This window comes from Leptothoe spongobia TAU-MAC 1115 (genome assembly GCF_018739885.1).
Taxonomy (GTDB): domain Bacteria; phylum Cyanobacteriota; class Cyanobacteriia; order Phormidesmidales; family Phormidesmidaceae; genus Leptothoe; species Leptothoe spongobia.
Genome location: NZ_JADOES010000053.1, coordinates 16909 through 33960, shown reverse-complemented (window position 1 = coordinate 33960; position 17052 = coordinate 16909). Strand labels below are relative to the sequence as shown.

Here is a 17052-nt window from a genome sequence, read left to right as displayed (position 1 = left end):
CCATTCGTATCACTTCATGTCTTTGCTATCTTGTCAATGCGTAAGTCCTAATACCGTGCATATACTCAAACAAGATACCAATCAGTATATTTAGAGCGGCCCAGCCAATCTTGTCCCTTTAGTGGACAGCCCTCAAACCGACGTTGGGTTCAAAACCCAACGTGAGTTTGAGCTTCACAACCGACCTTAGTGCAAGATCTGTGTTTAATGGATTCTTTTGTTTAGCTAATTTAGCCATGCTTTTGGTGAGCTTGTTTACAGCTCATATGACTGTTGCTATTGCAAGTGTGGGAGCAGCCCAGAACGCTCCAATACAAGCTTTACCTGCTCATTCATGTCCTTGGCAACAATCTTTGCACCTTCTCGATGAGATTGTAGAACACCTTCCCAGAATACTGAAGCAGTAGCAGGTTCGATAAATTTGGTTTTGGCCATGTCGATGATGAGAGTCACCCCTGGACGGATTTTCTGTTTCAGATCTTGCGCAAAAAATGGCGAAATCATACTATCTAGCCGACTAGGAAGGCGAATGATGGCAACGGAACTCGTGTTCATTTGTAGTAAATGTTACTCAGTACAGTCCTAACTTAAGCGAGATATACCTAGAGAGCCCTGAGCTTTTCTACGGAGATAGCCGCGTTTTGAAATGAAGTTTGTAAGTATTCAGCGGATACCTAAACCTGATGAATCCGAAAAAATACATAGACTTTTGCAGCGTAGTCACGTGCTGATAATCCATAAAGATGACCGGATCATGGCTAAATGTGACCGATCTCGCTCGTACTCATAATGAGTTTGAGTTAATATAAAGGCCAGAGTTGGAGGTTTGCTATGGAACAGCTTTCTCAATCCTGGTCCAGTGTCGCGTCTGATGTTATGAGCGATGGTGTCATGTCCAGTCTCCTGGCTAGCTTTGGTACGGGGGTGGGGGCGGTGCCTGTGCTATTTACCTCGCAGCTAAGCGAGCGTTGGCAAACGCTATTGTTGAGTGTCGGTAGTGGTGTAATGCTTTCGGCAGCGGCGTTTTCGTTATTGGTGCCTGCTCTAGGGTTGGCTGGTCAAGCGGTGGGTTATGGGGTGGGTACGGGGGAAGTCATTAGTGCCGTTATCCTTGGTGCTGCGATGTTCTACGCTTTAGAGCGTTTACTACCTGAACCAGAGTTAAATCAGCAGGCTCAGTCTCGACACATTTGGCTGTTTGTATTAGCTATTGCCCTGCATCATTTTCCAGAAGGCTTGGCGGTTGGCTTGGGCACAGAGTCTACCCATGATGTCAGTATTGCGATTGGTGTGGGTTTGCAAAATTTACCAGAGGGACTGATGGTGGCCCTGGCATTACGTCAGCTTGGTTATGGCGTAGGTTTGGCAATGGCATTGGCGGCTATGTCTGGTTGGTTAGAGCCGTTGGGTGGTTTGTTGGGGGTGACCTTAGTGGATTTGAGTAGTGAGATCGCTCCAGTTGGAATGGCTCTAGCGGCAGGAGCGATGTTGTTTGTAGTGCTTCATGAGCTGTTGCCCAAGCTAAATTTGAAAACGTTGAACAGCAGTGGAGCCGTTGGTTTGATGACTGGGGTTGTGGTGATGGGTATGGTCGAACAGTTTTTGGGCTAAAGGGGGTTGGAGACGTTGCGTGCAACGTCTGTACATTGGGAAGAGGTTACGTGCAACGTCTGTACATTGGGAAGAGGTTACGTGCAACGTCTGTACATTGGGAATCAGGTTCTCAAAAATTATGAACTTGACAATTAGCGATTCAAAGCTTCTTGAGGCGTTACCTGGATCGCAGACGGTTGTTGACAGGTTCTCTGATTCCACCAATAGGCTCCTAGACCCACTACCAAATTTGACGCCAGCGCAGCAACAAAAATGCCCGTAGGTCCTGCGATACGGCTGCCAATATAGGCTAGCGGAATATACATTGCAAACATGCGGACAACAGTCATGACAATAGACGGTACAGGCTTACCCATTGCGTTAAAGGCGGAGCTACTGACCTGGATGATGCCTGCAGTACCGTAGCTGATGGGCACTAGCCAGAGGTACTGTGCCGCCACAGCAATAACATTGGGATCTTGGTTAAACAAGCCTGAGAGAGGCCGACCACCGATGCCCAGACTAACGGCCATAAATAACCCCCAACCCATGCAGAACAAAAAGCTTTGGCGCATGGCGAGTCGGACTCGACTAAACTGTTGTGCGCCCCAATTTTGGCCAACGAAAGGCCCCATGCTAGCGGATAGGGCCATAACTGTGATCAGGGCAAAGGATTCTAGACGCGAAGCAATGCCGAATCCGGCGACAGCGGCAGGACCATGGATAGCGAGAAAGCTGGTGATGACGCCAATGGAGATGGGGCTAATCATATTAGAAGCGGCGGCTGGAAGGCCGACAGTGAGGATGTCTTTCCAGCACCAGAGGGTTTCGTTGAGGTCAGGAAATTGAGCCGAGAGGAGATTTTCCTTAAAGCGAAGGACGAGGAGGGCGGCGATTAGGGTCGTGGCGCGGGCGATGACGGTGGCAATAGCTGCGCCTTGAATTTCGAGGCGAGGGAACCCAAGGGCTCCGGTAATCAGCAGCGGGTCGAGAACAATATTGACGGCGGCGGACAGGGTCATGATAATACTGGGCGTGAGGGTGTTGCCTGCGGCACGGATGGCGCTGTTGCCGACCATGGGCACCACAAGAAACACCATGCCGAAGTACCAGATGCGCATGTAGTCGCGCACGTAGGGGAGGGTGTCGGGTCCGGCTCCAAGTGCTTTGAAGAGTGGGTCAATGGTGAGGAGGCCGACGATGACGAAGAGAATGACGGCGGTGAGGGCGAGGGTGAGGCTGTTGGTGGTGAATCGTTGGACGCGGCTCATGTCGCCTTCGCCGATGGCACGGGCGATGACGGAGGATGCACCGACGCCAAGGCCCATGGCGAGGCTACCAAAGGTCATGACGACGGGGAAGGTGAAGCTCATGGCGGCGAGCTGGGCGGTGCCGAGTTGGCCGACGAAGTAGGTGTCGACCAGGTTGAAGGCGATGATGGCGAAGACGCCCCAGACCATGGGGATGGTTAGGGTGAGGAGGTGTTGACCGACAGGGCCTTGGGTGAGATTGCGGTTCATAGGGGAGCAAGGGGTTTTGCTTAGTGTATGGCAAGGTTTGTTTGAGGGATCGGTAGGGGCTGAATATTTTGCTTGGGGTCCCTCCGAGTTCTCTTTCCGGAAGCATTCAGATTCTGAAAGTTAGGCATAGTGGGGGTTTCCATGGGCAGGGCGGGACGCCGTCCTACAACCCTCGTAAGAAGGATGTCGAAATGAGATATAGGCCTTGGGTGGAGTGGGGGGTACGGTTGGGTGAATTTTAATTTTTCTGGAAGGCTTTCCAGAAAAATTAAAAAAGGGATTAGGTTATCGTGATGTTGTTTGTCTTATTTCGGGTGTGAGAATCATTTGCCTGGTAGGAAATTTTGTCGGTGCCTTTGGGGTAAATGAGATTACCTTGTAGGGGCACTCCCTTGTGGATGCCCCGCAATATTGACGCCATTAATCAGAATCTTGCAAAGAGGATTTTTCTTATTCCTCCAGTGTTTGAGAGAACTTTAAAGTCTCCAAGAATAACCCAAAAAGAATTTAGGAGCCCTGTCTAACTAATGGCTTTTGGCCGATAATCTCATTCATCTACCTTGAACCAGAATTCAATTTCTGAGGTTTCTTGTTCAAACCGTGCGGCATGAACTGCCTGGGCAGGAACGTGATACCAGTCGCCAGGTTTATAACGACTTTCTTCTCCATTCATAATCAGAATGAGTTCGCCTTGGGTGATTACTCCAACGTTGTCGGTGTCGTGGGTGTGGGATGGAATTTCTGTTCCCATGGGATAGCTGGCAAAAAGGACATCGCAGTTCTGGGCTGCGAGCTTATAGGCGTCGAAGGGGCCATCGAACGTTGGTAAGCTGCGCAGTTGTTGGGGGAAGTGGACCATGTTTTTTCTGTGAAGGTTAAATGCTAGTTGTGGTCAGGGATAAGTTTTCTGGATAGGTCATACCAGGTGCGATCGCAAATATATTTCATCTCCTCGTCATTAGGTAAGCCAATTGGATCGAGAAAACTCTCAACTAGGGGATGGGGTTTACCGAGGCAGAGATCTAGAGCTTTACGACCAGGATTAAGGGCATAGTTGCCACGATGGATTATCTGAGCACTAAAAATCAGCGCATCCCCTGGTTCGAGTTCAATTAAAACTGAGCCGGGCAGAGCTTCGTTCTGTCTATGGTCATTTAGTTCGAACCGTACGTTTCTTTCTAGTTCAGTATCCCAGCGTGTATGGCTGTCGGGGATCAGCTCTACTCCTTTTTCTGCGACGAGGGGAATCCGCACATGCAGGCTGAGCATATTGTGTTGTTCTGCGGCCTGCACCGCGTCGTCAATAGGACTGTATTGTAGATCACGATGCCAGTAAGGTTGTTTTTCTTTGCTGTAAGGATTAAAAAAGAGTTGCGTATTGTGAAAATACATATCGACCTTGAATATTTGTTCTAATGCCCTGGTGAGCTTGGCAGAAGCAATTAGGTTGAAGAACTGAATCCTTTCATGACGGCACTCTTCGAAATAGTTGGGATGCGTCAGTGAGTGCATGTTGATGAGTTGTTGCTCGATCAGAGCATGATGATTTTCCTCTTGCCACTGGTTGAAAATGCGGTCAACGATGTGGGTAATTTGATTGATTTCTTCTGGCTCAAAGAATTTTGGCAGGATGGTGTATCCCTGCGCCTCAAACTGTTTACTCGCATTCATTGGTTTGGATTGAAAACGACGGTGACTCACCAGCTGATTCTGTCTATGGTTAAAGTCTAGTTATTCTCGTGCAAAGACGGCTTAGAATTTGTCAGAATGCGAGAAATGAGTTTGCCCCTGCCCCATGGATAAGCCTGTTATTCTGACTATTGATGATGACCCTGCTGTATTACAGACGATTTCCCGCGACCTGCGGAAGCAGTATGGGAGCCGCTTCCGCATCGTACGAGCTGATTCAGGGGCGATGGCGCTAGAGGCCACACAGCAGCTAAAGCTACGTGGTAATACGGTGGCGCTATTTTTAGCAGATCAGCGGATGCCGGGCATGAGCGGCGTTGAGTTTTTGAATCAAGGATCTGAAATTTTTCCTAAGGCGAAGCGAGCACTATTGACAGCCTATGCTGATACGAATGCAGCTATCGATGCTATCAATACGGCCCAACTGGACTATTACTTGCTAAAGCCATGGGATCCGCCAGAGGAAAAGCTGTATCCGGTGTTGGACGATCTGCTTCAAGACTGGCAAGCGACGTTTAAGCCGGTATTTCAGGGGGTGAAGGTAATTAGCGATCGCTGGTCGCCAAACTCCCATGCCCTGCGGGATTTTCTCTCGCGGAATCAGGTGCCCTATCGCTGGCTAGATATTGAGTCAAACCAGGAAGCACGACAGTTGGTGGCCTATGCGGGAGAGAAGGATAATCCTTGTTTGCCTTTGGTGCTGTTGCCGAGTGGTGAGAAGTTGGTAAAACCGACCACGGCTGATCTGGCTCAGCAGGTGGGCATGCAAACCGAGGCGGCGAAGCCGTTTTATGACCTAGTCATTGTCGGTGGCGGTCCGGCGGGGCTGGCGGCAGCGGTATATGGTGCATCAGAAGGGCTACGTACGGTAATGATTGAGCGAGAAGCGCCTGGTGGACAGGCGGGCACCAGCTCTCGCATTGAGAACTATTTAGGTTTTCCTGTGGGGCTGAGCGGGAGTGATTTGGCCCGACGGGCGGTGACCCAGGCCAGACGGTTTGGCGTGGAGATTTTGACTCCCCAGGAGGCGACAGCGATTCGTCTGGAGGATAACTATCGAATTATTACCCTGTCGGATGGTAGTGAGATTAGCTGCCATGCGTTGATTCTGGCGATGGGGGTGTCTTGGCGGCGGTTGACAGTAATGGGTGTGGATCAGTTTACGGGGGCTGGGGTGTACTATGGTGCGGCCCAAACTGAGGCGGCGGCTTGTAAAGACGAGGATGTGTATGTGGTAGGCGGTGCTAACTCGGCAGGTCAGGCGGCCATGTATTTTTCAAAGTATGCTCGCAAGGTGCGGATGTTGGTGCGGGGCGAGTCGCTGACGAAAAGTATGTCACAGTATTTGATCGATCAGATTGCAGGGACTGACAATATTGAGGTGATGCCATTTCACAGTGTGGTCGAAGCGAAAGGGGGCGACCGGCTGGAAGAGATTTTGGTGAAGGATTCTCAGACGGGTGATGTGAAGACCTTTAAGACGAATTCGTTGTTTATTTTTATTGGGGCAACTCCGAGTACAGGTTGGCTTGATGGTGTGGTGCAGCGGGATGAGCGGGGTTTTCTTTATAGTGGGGCGGATATTCCTGGCGGTATGCCGTGGCCGTTAGAGCGAGATCGGTTTTTGTTGGAGACAAATGTGCCGGGGATTTTTGCGGTGGGAGATGTACGTCATGGCTCGGTGAAGCGAGTGGCGTCTGGTGTGGGTGAGGGGTCGATTTGTGTGCAGTTTGTGCATCAACATTTGGCAAATGTTTAAGAGTGATACCGAATACCGAATTCATTAAGCCCGATTAAAAATAGACAATCTTGTCGGGGCACTCCCTTGTGGATGCCCTGCGATACCGGACACTATCAGTCAGGATTTCGTATGAGGTCGTAAAAGACGTCTTACCTTGTCTAATCAAGAAAGTGTCTGCTCAATAACCCATCGACAGGGGACAGGGACAAAACTCTCCCTCAATTCTGTTGTTACTTCTAAAATACAGTGATGAGCCTGTTCTTAAATCTCTCCTAACTCTCCTTTGCACGCTTAGTCAGCTAACACTTTCTCAATTCTCACAAGACCTCTCATACAGGCTCTAACGCTGCTACTGCTGCCTTCACATCCGCCATATTGGCCGCACTGACAAAGCAATTCAACCCCAGGCCCTACAAGATTATCCGTTTTGAACCGGGTTTGCCGAATTCGGATTTGGTATCATTCAGCTGCTGCTGACTCGTCTGGTTTAGTTGTCTTTTCTTCCCCAGGAGTGCTGTCTACAGTATTGTCACTTTCTGTCTCTTTGACCGGCACTTCAGCCTCCGGCGCTTTTGCTGGCCCGTTGTTTTCAGGCTCTTCGTCCGTAGGTGCATCTGCGGACGTGGCCTCAGTTTCTGTTTCAGTAGTCGGCTCCACCGGTCGCCAATTGGCAATATCCCAGGTGCTCGCATCCCAAGAGGTAAAGGTATAGCCGGTGATGCGATCGCTAACCGCATTAGAAAGCGCTCGATGCACAATGGGCAATACCGCAACATCGTCCGCCAGCTTTCGCTCCATCTGTCGAAATAGGTCATTCCGTTTTGCCGCATCCCGTTCTCCACGAGCAGCTTCCCAGAGTTCGTCATAGGCTGGATCACAGTAGCGGGCATTATTGGGTTTTTGCCAGTTATTGGACAGGGCTGCAATATTGTCGCAGGTCCACCAGCCCATATAAATAATCGGGTCAGGAATATCATTGCCGATGGCATATTCTTGCATGTCGGCATAGAAGTGATTAATACTGCGGGTCTGATCGGGGTCAGCGGAGAAAAAATCTTCAGCCCGTACCCGTTCGATCAGAATGTCGATACCGATTTCAGCCAGCTGCTCCTTGACCAGGTTTTGGGTGGCCTGACGAATGGTGCCAATGGAGGTTTGGAAGATGAGCTGGAGGGGTTGGTTGTTGCGATCGCGAATCCCATCCCCATCACTATCCACCCAACCAGCTTCTTCCAAAAGTGCCCTGGCAGTTTCCACATCATGTTTATAAGTAATGGGGTTCTCCTCAGATGGGTTGGGAGCCACCAATAACTGAGAGGTAGGCTTGCCCAAATCACCATAGAGCTGCACCACGATCGCCTGACGGTCAATACCATAGTCGATCGCTTGTCTGACCCGCAGATCTTTCAAAATTGGATGAGGAAATTTCTGGCTGGCCCGTTCTTTGGCCTCAGTTTCACGATTTGGATCGGCAAAATTCAACATGATGCGTTCTACCTGACTACCAAAGGTAAGCATCAGTGTGCCGGTTTCCCCAGTTTGGACTAGATCTACCAAAGCGGCTGACTCTAACTGAATATTGTGGGCAAAATCGGCTGTGCCATCCCGCAATACATCACGGGCAGCTACATAGGGCGGTACATCTCCCAATATTTCCACACGCTTAAAGTTGCCACCCGGTTGCCGATACAGTTCATTGGGAGCAAACAGTAAGCGATCATTAGCCTTGGTCAAATAGCGGTAAGGTCCCGTCCCCACCGGTTGAAAATTAGCTGGCGCTTCCCGCGCTTTGCGATTATTAAATTCCTTGAATAGGTGCTCTGGCAAAATCAAGCCATTTAACCCTGTAAATGGCGTTTGCCAACTAGCAATGGGTTGCTTAAAGGTGATTTTGACCGTGTGGTCATCCTCGGCCTTTATAGACTCAATGTCACGGTAATACTGGGCCGTGACGGCTGCCACAGCAGGGTTAGTAATAAATTTATAGGTAAAAACAACATCCTTAGCGGTCAAAGGTTCCCCATCCGACCAACGCAGAGTTTCCTGCAGTCGCCATGTAACAGATAGACCATCCTCGCTGACGTCGCCATTTTCCAAGGACGGTAGCTTAGCTGCCAAAATTGGGATCAGCTTACCATCAGGTCCATAACTGGCCAGGGGCTCGTAGACAATGCGAGCAGCTTCAAAATCTTGGAACCCTGTCGCTAAATGGGGATTCAGGGTGACCGGAGACCGGCTATAAATCAGGGTAAGCACATCAGGGGTGGCAACCACCTCCTCGATGTTGTCACTATGGGGTGAGTCTGGTACAGCGGGCGGCGGCGTCTCCACAGGCCGCTGACAGCTAGTAACAGCAACTGACAATGCCACCAGACCGGCCATCCTTAATTGCATGAGGGGATTGTGCAGTAAGGATGTGGACCAGGAAAAAATCATGTTTGCGCTTGCCCCGTGATCTTGTCTGTTTGATAGTAGCTTTTGCTGTCCCCAAGATGGTGCCTAAAGATAGGAGCGCCCCAAGCTTTGGACAAGGCTCCTGAAAAACTTATGACGCCAGTATCACAAATTTTCTCCTGACCACTGTCCATTTCTTAGAAGACCTAACTGGTAGATGCACCCTGATGTCCTCCCCGGCGATTTTCGCTGGGGATTTTTTTATGTATTTTTCTCTTCCAATAATAAAAGCATCGCTTGTTAGGTTATCAAGCGATGCTTTTACTATTTTTTCCTATTTAAGGAGTTACTCAGCAGCAGGAGCCTCATCTTCGGTACTGGCTTCAGCTGTCGGTGCTTCGGCAGGTTCAGGATTGGCGTCGGCCGTTGTCTCGGCATTAGCCGCATCAACTTCAGCTACGGTTTCTTCACTGACTTCGGGTTCAGGTTCGGGTTCAACCTTTTTCGTTGGTTTAGGCCCTCGCATCAGAGCTGGATTAACGGGGGGCTTTTTATCCCGAGCATCCTTGTCGCGTCGACCTTTGCCTTTACCTTTGCCTTTACCCTTACCTCTGGGCTTGTCCTTATCAAATGAAGGCTTGCGCTCCCTTTCTTCTTCGGGGGGACGATCTTTCTTAAGAATGGGTTTATCTACCATGGCGTTCCGTCAATTCCTGCCTAGTGATCCTAACATTTGCTTAATGATTTACTCTGATGGCTTTTAGATGGGTTGGTTTGCTGGAATCTAAAGCCACTTGCTTATCGCTTGCTTACCGAGGAGCGGCAAGCTCTGGTGTTTTAGAGGCTGCTGCCGATTTGATTGGAGCGGTTAGAGCTTCTTCTAAGGGGGCTAATCCTAGACGGTCTTCCAAGATATCCATCACTTCTCGCCCAAAGTCATTCGGGTTTTGTCGGAATGCTTGCAGACAGATATCGCCAAAGAAGGAACCAAGGGGTTCTGGATTCCAGAGTAGTTTGTTGGCAACCCACGGTAAATAAATCGCTAGGGGGTTGTAATCCTCTTTGAGGATGTTGTTTTTGATAGCGTAGGTTTCCAGATGGGTATGGGGCTGTAGACCAATGAAAAAGATGGCAGGCTCCACTTTGTCACGGCCAAAGATGGTTTCCAACTCACGATGGTAGGCCAGGGTTTGGCGAATGGTTTCGGGCCGTTCGTCAATGACATTAAAGGAGTAGTTGACGGATACCAAGTCGTCAAATCCGGCAGCTTTGAGGTCACGGCAGTTTTGCAATACGGTGCGGAGGTTATAACCCATGCGCATTTTTCGCACAAGTTCTTGGGAGCCACTGGTAATACCGATTTCAAAGTAGTTCATCCCAGTTTTGACCATCAGGTCGCAAAGCTCAGGGGTGAGGTTATCGGCTCGGATGTAGGCGGCCCAGTGGATATCATCCATACCTGAGTCGACAATTTTTTGTAGCAGTTCAACGGCATCGTTAATAAATCGACGGGCCGGAATAAACTGGGCATCGGTGAACCAAAAGTTACGAATACCTCGGTCATAAAGCTGTCGCATTTCCTTGACAACTTCATCCGCAGGATTGATCCGTACTTGTTTGCCTTCGACAACGGTGTAAACGCAGTAGCAGCAGTTGTGGGGGCAACCTCGTTTGGTTTGTACCCCAATATAAAAGTCGTTTTCTTGCAGATAGTATTCAAACTCAGGCCAAATTTTCTCGATATAGCTATAGTTACAGGCGCTTTTTTCGATAGCGGTGGGCCATTCATGAATTAGACGCTCACGTGGTTCGGTTTCACCAACGACATAGCAACGTTCGCTACTAATGGATTCCTGGCGGATAAGTTTTTCTAGGAGTACTTCGCCTTCACCGACGGAGACAATAGTCCCCTTGGGCATCCAAGCAGCCACTTGCTCATAGAAAACACTGACAGCTCCCCCGCCCACCACCAGATTTGCATCGGGATCGTAACGCTTAGCACGTTTAAATCCACGTTTGATCAGACCTGTGTTTTGCCACAGTTCATTCATATAGGTGGTCACCATGCGCAATCCCCCCAGGGCTCCACGCATTTTTATGAAGGGGTTACTGGCGTAGTTAAACTCAAAGGCATTTTGTAGCGGGTTGCCACCGCGTCCACCAACGGGGGCATAGATCTGAATATCTCGCCAAGAAAAAACCAGTAAATTGGGTTGGAAGTTGTCAATGCAGTGGTCTAAGGCCGAACCAAAATCTAAGGGAGGAACCGTTCCTAAATCAAAAATATGCTGTTCTATCTCAGGAAAAACCTTGCGCAGATGATCCGCCAAGTACACCACCCCAATTGGGAAAATAGGATTACAGGGGAGGCGGACATATAGAACTCGATTAGCCATGGCTGCACTGGTGCCTTAAGTTAGCTGTCGTTAAAAAAATGAAACTAAATTTCAGTTTTTTCACATATCTTTACGATAACATTGCTAATCTTGGATTTCACCGTTGCAGCCAATTCCTCGTGCCCAAGAATGTGCCTAACGATAAATATACGCAAGCAAAGGGGTAAAACCTTGGGTTTTAATGGTGAGGTCAGTTGCATCCATGAATAGATATTTGGGTAGCAAATGAGTCAGAATTAATGTCATCTCATCAGAACATTAGCGATATTTCTTAACCTTTAAAAGGTGTGAAGTAAATTCCCTGATTTGAAATAGGAAAAAAAATATCTTTCAACATAGTTGAAGTTTTAATCTGATACTGAGTGCTACTTAAAAGAGTTCTTGAAAGCACTCAAAAACAAAGAAATGTTTTTATTCTTTCTCTGTAGTAATATACATGGTATGGATTTTATCGACGATTGAAGCGGCATATTAAAATTTCCGAAAGCCTCATCGGTAGCAGCTTTTACAGTTGTTGGGGATCGGTCGATGTTATCCTAATATTTAATGTTGGCATCCCTATATCCCCTCCTCTCCTCCCATGACACAAACACTTGATCCCATACCGTTTGATGAGACTGATGCGGTCCTATGTTGCTATGTAAATAGCGCTAGTAAAATTCAGGTAGTTAGAATTACCAATATCCAGAATTGGTATTTCGAACGAGTCGTTTTTCCGGGGCAAAGACTGATGTTTGAATCGTCTGTCAGAGGTCAATTGGAAGTGCACTCTGGGGCAATGGCAAGTTCTATTTTGGAAGATACAATCCCATGTGCCCGGCTGATGCTTGAGCAAGCTGATGAGGAAGTTAAAGGGGTAGCTGCTGGCTCAGCCGATGTGCCAGCTAGCTCGGCTGATGTAATGCAGCCTGTGCCGGGTTAACTGTAAACCTGACAATTAAGGTGATGAAATCGACAGCTGATTAGACATATCAAGCAAGTTGATCATGGAGGTTGGTTAGGCTGGTCTAGCATCACCTACATGTGGTAAGGCTTACACAGTCCTTGGTTCTTTTTGTTAGAGCCGAGGACTGTAAAGTTTTTGCCGTGGTTCGTCATGGATTTGCCTTCTTTTCTTTGGTTGTGGCGTATCGCCGCTTGGTCCATGGGCCTATCACTGACGGTATATACCTGCCTCTTGGTAACGGGAGGGATGGTTTGGTATAGGCGCTCCCATCAGATGGCTCAGCCAAATTGGCTCCGCATTCTACATATCTTGCTAGGGAGTGTTTTGGTCGCTCTGGTTTTACTGCTTTTGAGTGTCGGCATTGTTGGTACTTTAGGAGAGCACGGCAGCTTAGGCCATTCGTGGCATCTGGGGGCTGGATTATTGGTAGTTGGGTTGGTGCTAGCCTCGGTCGGCGCAGCTGCTCAGATAGCCACTCGCCCCTGGGCAAGATCGTTACACGTTGCCATTAATGGAATGCTTTTTCTAGCTTTTGCGGCAGTGAGTTATAGCGGATGGACTGTGGTGCAGCAGTACTTGCCCTAAGAATTAAGTGGATAGCTATGCATAGGGCTATCTTACTTAGATTTTCAGAGTGCTAAGGTATGGCAATAGTTGATTTTTGTGAGGAATTCGACACAGCTCGCACCTGGGTTTGCTACAATAGAACAATGTGCCTATAGCCTGTTGATTGGTGTTTCGACGGGCAAAAGATAGCTAGAACATGTTTATCCATTAATGTTTCGAAGCAAATAATATATTTTGATTTGATTCGAAACTATTACTCATTGCTAGGTATCTACTTATTGCTGATGCCTTATTTTATTGTGAGTGTTTATTTCTTAACAGGTCAATAAGGCTTATTAAGTTGAAATTAAGACTTCCTGACTGTTTAAGGTTAGGTTAAATTAATCAGCTTATATGGTTAACATCCGGTTAAATTTGTACAAACAGTTTTTGACAAAGCAAAGAACTGCTCATAAGCATGGCACATAAGAAAGGAACAGGCAGTACTAGAAATGGCCGAGATTCTAATTCTAAAAGGCTAGGCGTTAAACGATATGGTGGCGAACTTGTGAGCGCTGGCAGCATTTTGGTACGTCAGAGAGGTACTAAGTTTTTCCCTGGAAATAATGTTAAACGGGGAGGGGATGACACCCTTTTCGCTCTGATTGAAGGGATTGTGACGTTTGAGCGCAAGGGCAAAGCACGCAAAAAAATAAGCGTTTACCCCCTTTTTCTAAATTTGGATGCAAGAGACTCAGCTATGGACGGCAAGTTTACTCAAATAGATAAATATCAAGATAACTTTACCGATCTATGTGTTAATAAATCTAGCGAATCTGATATATTCCAAACGGCCCATCCAAATACTACAAATAAGCAAGAGTCGTTGGCCAAATCTGTGGCACGTCGATTCAAACAGGAGTCAAGAGAGCCTCTGAAAAAAAAATACCCTCAGGTAGAAATGACATTAAAGTCTATTGAGAAAGAGTTGACTAAACTCTTAGGGTCAGAGGCGGAAGCAAAAGCCTGGTTGAACAAGCCCCACCGTGAACTTGGCAACAAAACACCTGCAAAAATGATTCAAGCTGGCCATAGTAATGTAGTTTTTCAACTAATTTTATCAATTGCAAGCGGCATTCCAAGCTAGTTCAACTTTGAGTATAGTTTTTCAAACTATTACAAATCCACACTACTCTAAACACCACATTGCATTAGTTTATGTGGTTGTATAGACGTCTCTATTTACTTTTAGTATACTCTGATTCAAAATGTTGAAGGTATAGGTATATACATAGCGTGTAAGTTTCTACGGATTTATAAGCGCAAACGTGCATGATTTATGTGCAAAACATGAATAGCTTAAGTGTGATTTGCAGCACATATCAGTAATACTTGATGTCACGATATTTATTTGTGCCTTCAAGTAAAGTCAATTATATCGACTGAAAGTGGGTTCTCTGCGTGGAGTTTTGTAGTTGCTAATGCAAGGTCGGGGTTGGCGTCTTATTTTAGAACATCATTTTAATATGGAGCAGCTCATTGACGGGGAGGATGCCCTTGAACATGCAGGTAGATACAATCCACCAGCAGCCATAGTCGGTGAAGAGAATACTTTTAAGGTTGTTTACCTCTCAGGTAGTCTCAGAACTGCTCATCAGGAGATGCGAGGACGTGCAGATATTAGAAATCACGCACTTGTAGAGTTTGAATATGTGCTACAAGGCAATGCATGGATTGATCTCACGGATGAAGTAATCCAACATGAGTTTGGAGTTACTCTAAGCGAACTCTATGAAAACTGGCGTTCTCTCAATGCTCGGAATCAACTTTCTACAACCCAAAAGATCGGCATGAGTATCTATGCAGATGGTCGAGTTGAAGCCATCAAGGTGCCTTCAGTTCGAGATGATGATGGTTTTAACTGGGTGATTTTTCCAGACAGATTTTATGCAGGCAGTTGTATTAACTTTATATATTCTCAAAAAGGCAGCAACAGCCGAGACATAGATGAAGAATCTGATTCTAGCTCTTTGGATGAGGCTGATTCTGATGCATATGCTGAAGATGAACGAAACAACTCACTAAGCGAACAAAGAAATATAGCTGAAGGTCTCATGGGCGATTCTCAATTTTAATCACTCTAAATTTTTGGATTTCAGAAAGCTAAATTTACATAAGCTTTTTTGTCTTCTGAATTTGTATATATCTCAAACTTATTTGGGCAATTCGGTTGTTTGGAAAAAACTTGATTAGCTCTTCTAAGTTTTTGTGTGTCTTTGAAAGATAGTGTGAAACATGTTTTTTAGATAAAGCTTCTCGATAAAAAGCTTTAGAGTTCTTTCTATCATTAATGACAATATGATAAAGGGCCAAATTCAAAATGTTATCTATATCATTTGGATTTCGCTCATAAAATAACTGAGCCATTCGTATGGCCTTATAAATATCTTCTTTTGCGTTTTCTTCATTACCTGTAGCTTGATGTATGATGGAACGCCAATATAATGTCCAATTTGACGAAGGGCTTAATTCCAGAGCCGAGTTAAAATCAGCCATTGCTTGCTCATAATGTCTAATTAAGCCATATACCTCCCCACGTCTACGAATTGCCCAACGGTAGTCAGTTGCTAGTTCAATTGCCCGATTGAAGTCATCTAAAGCTTTTCCATACTCTTGCATGAGTCGATATAATTGCCCTCTTTGAGCAATAGCCCATACATAATTAGGATCTATTTCTATGGCACGGTTGAAATCTTGTACTGCTTCTTTATATCGTTCCGTTTCCCGATAAAAACGTCCTCTTGCCGCAACTGACCAAGCATAATTTCGATTAAGTTTAATAGAATGATTTAAATCTTTTAGAGCCTCTACATACTGATAGATTTGGCGTAACTGCCAACCTCGCTTGGCTAATGCACGATAATGATTAGAGGCTAGTCTAAGTACCTGGTCATAACTTTTAATTGCCTCATTATGGCGTCTTAATTCAGATAAAATATTGCCAAGGTTATACCAAGCTGTAGGATCATTAGGTTCAATTTTAGCTGCCCTTTCATAGAGATAAATAGCTTCCTGTTTCCAGTTTAAGCTGTCAGCAATGAGTCCCTGAAGGGTCCAAATTCTATTATCCTCAGGTTTGAGCTGAAGAGCTTTATCACCACTAACTATAGCTTTTTCATAACGCCCCAATAGAAAAAATGCAATGGCTTTGTTGTGCCAAAAATCACTTATATTGGGGTCCAATTCAATAGCCTTATCATAACTTTCTATAGCTTCTTCATAGCGCCCTAGCTTAGTAAGAGCAATGCCTCGATTATAAAAAGCTGTTGTATAGTCTGGATTTAGTTTAATAGCTTGATTAAAACTTGCGATTGCAGCATCTACTAATTTATTTTTTGTAGATGTATTCTCTTCAATGGACTCAATATTTGTTAATACTAGTCCTTTGCTATTCCAAGCAGTCTCCTTACCAGGATCAATCTCTATGATGTGTTCAAAACAATTAAGAGATGCCTGATAGTCTTTTACTAAATATAGGATCTCACCCTTTTGTAACCATAGATCTGTTGCGTTTGGAGCATCTGATTTTGTCTGATCTAATAACTCTTGAACTTGTGATAGCTTTTGAGTTAGCTCATTTTGAGTTAGATTATCGTATTTCCTAAGTCCCTCTCTTTGAGCTGGTTGCTTAGATTTTTGCGCTGTTTCCTTAGGCTCAACTGCTAAATCAAATACGCCTGAACTCCAATCAAAAAAATCTGGTGCACGACGCATAAAGTATTTGACTGCAAAGCCTGGTAAAAAGAAAAGAAAACAAACATGACTGAACTGCTCACGGAATCTTTCTCGTTGTTGATTCAGGTGGCTAAGAATTTGAGGGGCGGTATTGAGGTTGTAATAACGGCCTTCCCCACCATAGCCAGGTTTGATGTCAGCTTCTAAAGACTTTTCTAGACCTTGGATTAAGAGAATATCAACTTGATTTTGATTGTCATGATTTTTAACTAAATCATAAAGGTTTTCAATAGGGGCAGTTAGTTCTAAAGTGCCAATTTTTTTTTGAGGCAAATCGCCTTTAATCTGAGGAATCAAATCAACAGCTTCTGTTGGAGAACATTCCACAAAAACTATGCCAAACCCTTTGCGTCTCCTCAGAGAGCGGATTAAAGCTCCATAAACTTCTTCTTTGGTCAGAACAAGACTTCCAGTGTCCTTTGCCACTGTCAT

Annotated in this window: 14 protein-coding genes and 1 pseudogene; 7 read left to right on the top strand and 8 right to left on the bottom strand. The window is 46.2% G+C overall.

All coding sequences use genetic code 11. From position 1 onward, the window contains the following. Positions 1-276: 276 nt before the first annotated feature. On the bottom strand, positions 277-555 hold the full coding sequence (locus IXB50_RS19780) for an STAS domain-containing protein (protein ID WP_215610723.1): 279 nt from the start codon (positions 553-555) through the stop codon (positions 277-279). A 276-nt stretch (positions 556-831) separates the two neighbouring features. Here IXB50_RS19780 and IXB50_RS19775 point away from each other — a divergent pair, with 276 nt between their 5' ends. Beyond that, the gene (locus IXB50_RS19775; RefSeq protein ID WP_215610722.1) at positions 832-1611 is read left to right on the top strand and encodes a ZIP family metal transporter; all 780 of its coding nucleotides are present in this window, start codon (positions 832-834) and stop codon (positions 1609-1611) included. A 134-nt stretch (positions 1612-1745) separates the two neighbouring features. On the opposite strand, the gene IXB50_RS19770 is transcribed toward IXB50_RS19775, so the two are convergent. The 3 genes from IXB50_RS19770 to IXB50_RS19760 form a co-directional block, all read right to left on the bottom strand. Next, positions 1746-3113 carry an MATE family efflux transporter gene (locus tag IXB50_RS19770; RefSeq protein WP_215610721.1) on the bottom strand — a complete coding sequence of 456 codons (1368 nt, stop codon included), beginning with the start codon at positions 3111-3113 and terminating at the stop codon, positions 1746-1748. 547 nt (positions 3114-3660) lie between these two features. Next, entirely contained in the window at positions 3661-3972 is a 312-nt protein-coding gene (locus tag IXB50_RS19765; protein WP_215610720.1) for a cupin domain-containing protein, read from the bottom strand. Positions 3973-3995: 23 nt separating this feature from the next. Further along, entirely contained in the window at positions 3996-4784 is a 789-nt protein-coding gene (locus IXB50_RS19760) for a phytanoyl-CoA dioxygenase family protein (protein ID WP_215610719.1), read from the bottom strand. A 124-nt stretch (positions 4785-4908) separates the two neighbouring features. Here IXB50_RS19760 and IXB50_RS19755 point away from each other — a divergent pair, with 124 nt between their 5' ends. After that, positions 4909-6561, top strand: a complete 1653-nt coding sequence (locus tag IXB50_RS19755) for an FAD-dependent oxidoreductase (protein ID WP_215610718.1) — start codon at positions 4909-4911, stop codon at positions 6559-6561. A 441-nt stretch (positions 6562-7002) separates the two neighbouring features. Here IXB50_RS19755 and IXB50_RS19750 read toward each other — a convergent pair whose 3' ends face one another. From IXB50_RS19750 to IXB50_RS19740, 3 genes are all read right to left on the bottom strand, one after another. Next, positions 7003-8979: a peptide ABC transporter substrate-binding protein gene (locus tag IXB50_RS19750; RefSeq protein WP_215610717.1), complete on the bottom strand. Its 1977-nt coding sequence runs from the start codon at positions 8977-8979 to the stop codon at positions 7003-7005. Between the two features lie 304 nt (positions 8980-9283). Continuing rightward, entirely contained in the window at positions 9284-9634 is a 351-nt protein-coding gene (locus IXB50_RS19745) for a hypothetical protein (RefSeq protein WP_215610716.1), read from the bottom strand. A 112-nt stretch (positions 9635-9746) separates the two neighbouring features. Continuing rightward, positions 9747-11333, bottom strand: coding sequence for a photosystem II high light acclimation radical SAM protein (locus IXB50_RS19740; RefSeq protein ID WP_215610715.1), 1587 nt, complete (start codon positions 11331-11333; stop codon positions 9747-9749). A 580-nt stretch (positions 11334-11913) separates the two neighbouring features. On the opposite strand from IXB50_RS19740, the gene IXB50_RS19735 reads away from it, so the two are divergent. The 5 genes and pseudogenes from IXB50_RS19735 to IXB50_RS19720 all read left to right on the top strand — a co-directional run bounded on the left by IXB50_RS19735 (position 11914) and on the right by IXB50_RS19720 (position 14960). Continuing rightward, positions 11914-12255, top strand: coding sequence for a DUF1830 domain-containing protein (locus IXB50_RS19735; protein ID WP_215610714.1), 342 nt, complete (start codon positions 11914-11916; stop codon positions 12253-12255). A gap of 174 nt (positions 12256-12429) precedes the next feature. Continuing rightward, a complete protein-coding gene (locus IXB50_RS19730; protein WP_215610713.1) occupies positions 12430-12864 on the top strand; it encodes a DUF4079 domain-containing protein in 435 nt (144 codons plus the stop codon). Between the two features lie 439 nt (positions 12865-13303). Beyond that, positions 13304-13552: pseudogene (rpmA, locus tag IXB50_RS22280) on the top strand (50S ribosomal protein L27); the annotation flags it as partial. Between the two features lie 33 nt (positions 13553-13585). Continuing rightward, positions 13586-13972, top strand: a complete 387-nt coding sequence (locus IXB50_RS22680; protein WP_326520847.1) for an antitoxin Xre/MbcA/ParS toxin-binding domain-containing protein — start codon at positions 13586-13588, stop codon at positions 13970-13972. 334 nt (positions 13973-14306) lie between these two features. Beyond that, a complete protein-coding gene (locus tag IXB50_RS19720; RefSeq protein ID WP_215610711.1) occupies positions 14307-14960 on the top strand; it encodes an RES family NAD+ phosphorylase in 654 nt (217 codons plus the stop codon). Between the two features lie 34 nt (positions 14961-14994). Here the strand turns inward: IXB50_RS19720 and IXB50_RS19715 are convergent, their stop codons facing one another. After that, positions 14995-17052, bottom strand: a complete 2058-nt coding sequence (locus tag IXB50_RS19715; protein WP_215610710.1) for a tetratricopeptide repeat protein — start codon at positions 17050-17052, stop codon at positions 14995-14997.

Excerpts from the sequence above, each read along its gene's own strand:
- IXB50_RS22680 (WP_326520847.1), top strand. The coding sequence starts at position 13,586 with ATGGACGGCAAGTTTACTCAAATAGATAAATATCAAGATAACTTTACC.
- IXB50_RS19780 (WP_215610723.1), bottom strand. The coding sequence starts at position 555 with ATGAACACGAGTTCCGTTGCCATCATTCGCCTTCCTAGTCGGCTAGAT.
- IXB50_RS19735 (WP_215610714.1), top strand. The coding sequence starts at position 11,914 with ATGACACAAACACTTGATCCCATACCGTTTGATGAGACTGATGCGGTC.
- IXB50_RS19740 (WP_215610715.1), bottom strand. The coding sequence starts at position 11,333 with ATGGCTAATCGAGTTCTATATGTCCGCCTCCCCTGTAATCCTATTTTC.
- IXB50_RS19765 (WP_215610720.1), bottom strand. The coding sequence starts at position 3,972 with ATGGTCCACTTCCCCCAACAACTGCGCAGCTTACCAACGTTCGATGGC.
- IXB50_RS19745 (WP_215610716.1), bottom strand. The coding sequence starts at position 9,634 with ATGGTAGATAAACCCATTCTTAAGAAAGATCGTCCCCCCGAAGAAGAA.
- IXB50_RS19775 (WP_215610722.1), top strand. The coding sequence starts at position 832 with ATGGAACAGCTTTCTCAATCCTGGTCCAGTGTCGCGTCTGATGTTATG.
- IXB50_RS19720 (WP_215610711.1), top strand. The coding sequence starts at position 14,307 with ATGCAAGGTCGGGGTTGGCGTCTTATTTTAGAACATCATTTTAATATG.
- IXB50_RS19730 (WP_215610713.1), top strand. The coding sequence starts at position 12,430 with ATGGATTTGCCTTCTTTTCTTTGGTTGTGGCGTATCGCCGCTTGGTCC.
- IXB50_RS19770 (WP_215610721.1), bottom strand. The coding sequence starts at position 3,113 with ATGAACCGCAATCTCACCCAAGGCCCTGTCGGTCAACACCTCCTCACC.
- IXB50_RS19715 (WP_215610710.1), bottom strand. The coding sequence starts at position 17,052 with ATGACAGTGGCAAAGGACACTGGAAGTCTTGTTCTGACCAAAGAAGAA.
- IXB50_RS19755 (WP_215610718.1), top strand. The coding sequence starts at position 4,909 with ATGGATAAGCCTGTTATTCTGACTATTGATGATGACCCTGCTGTATTA.
- IXB50_RS19750 (WP_215610717.1), bottom strand. The coding sequence starts at position 8,979 with ATGATTTTTTCCTGGTCCACATCCTTACTGCACAATCCCCTCATGCAA.
- IXB50_RS19760 (WP_215610719.1), bottom strand. The coding sequence starts at position 4,784 with ATGAATGCGAGTAAACAGTTTGAGGCGCAGGGATACACCATCCTGCCA.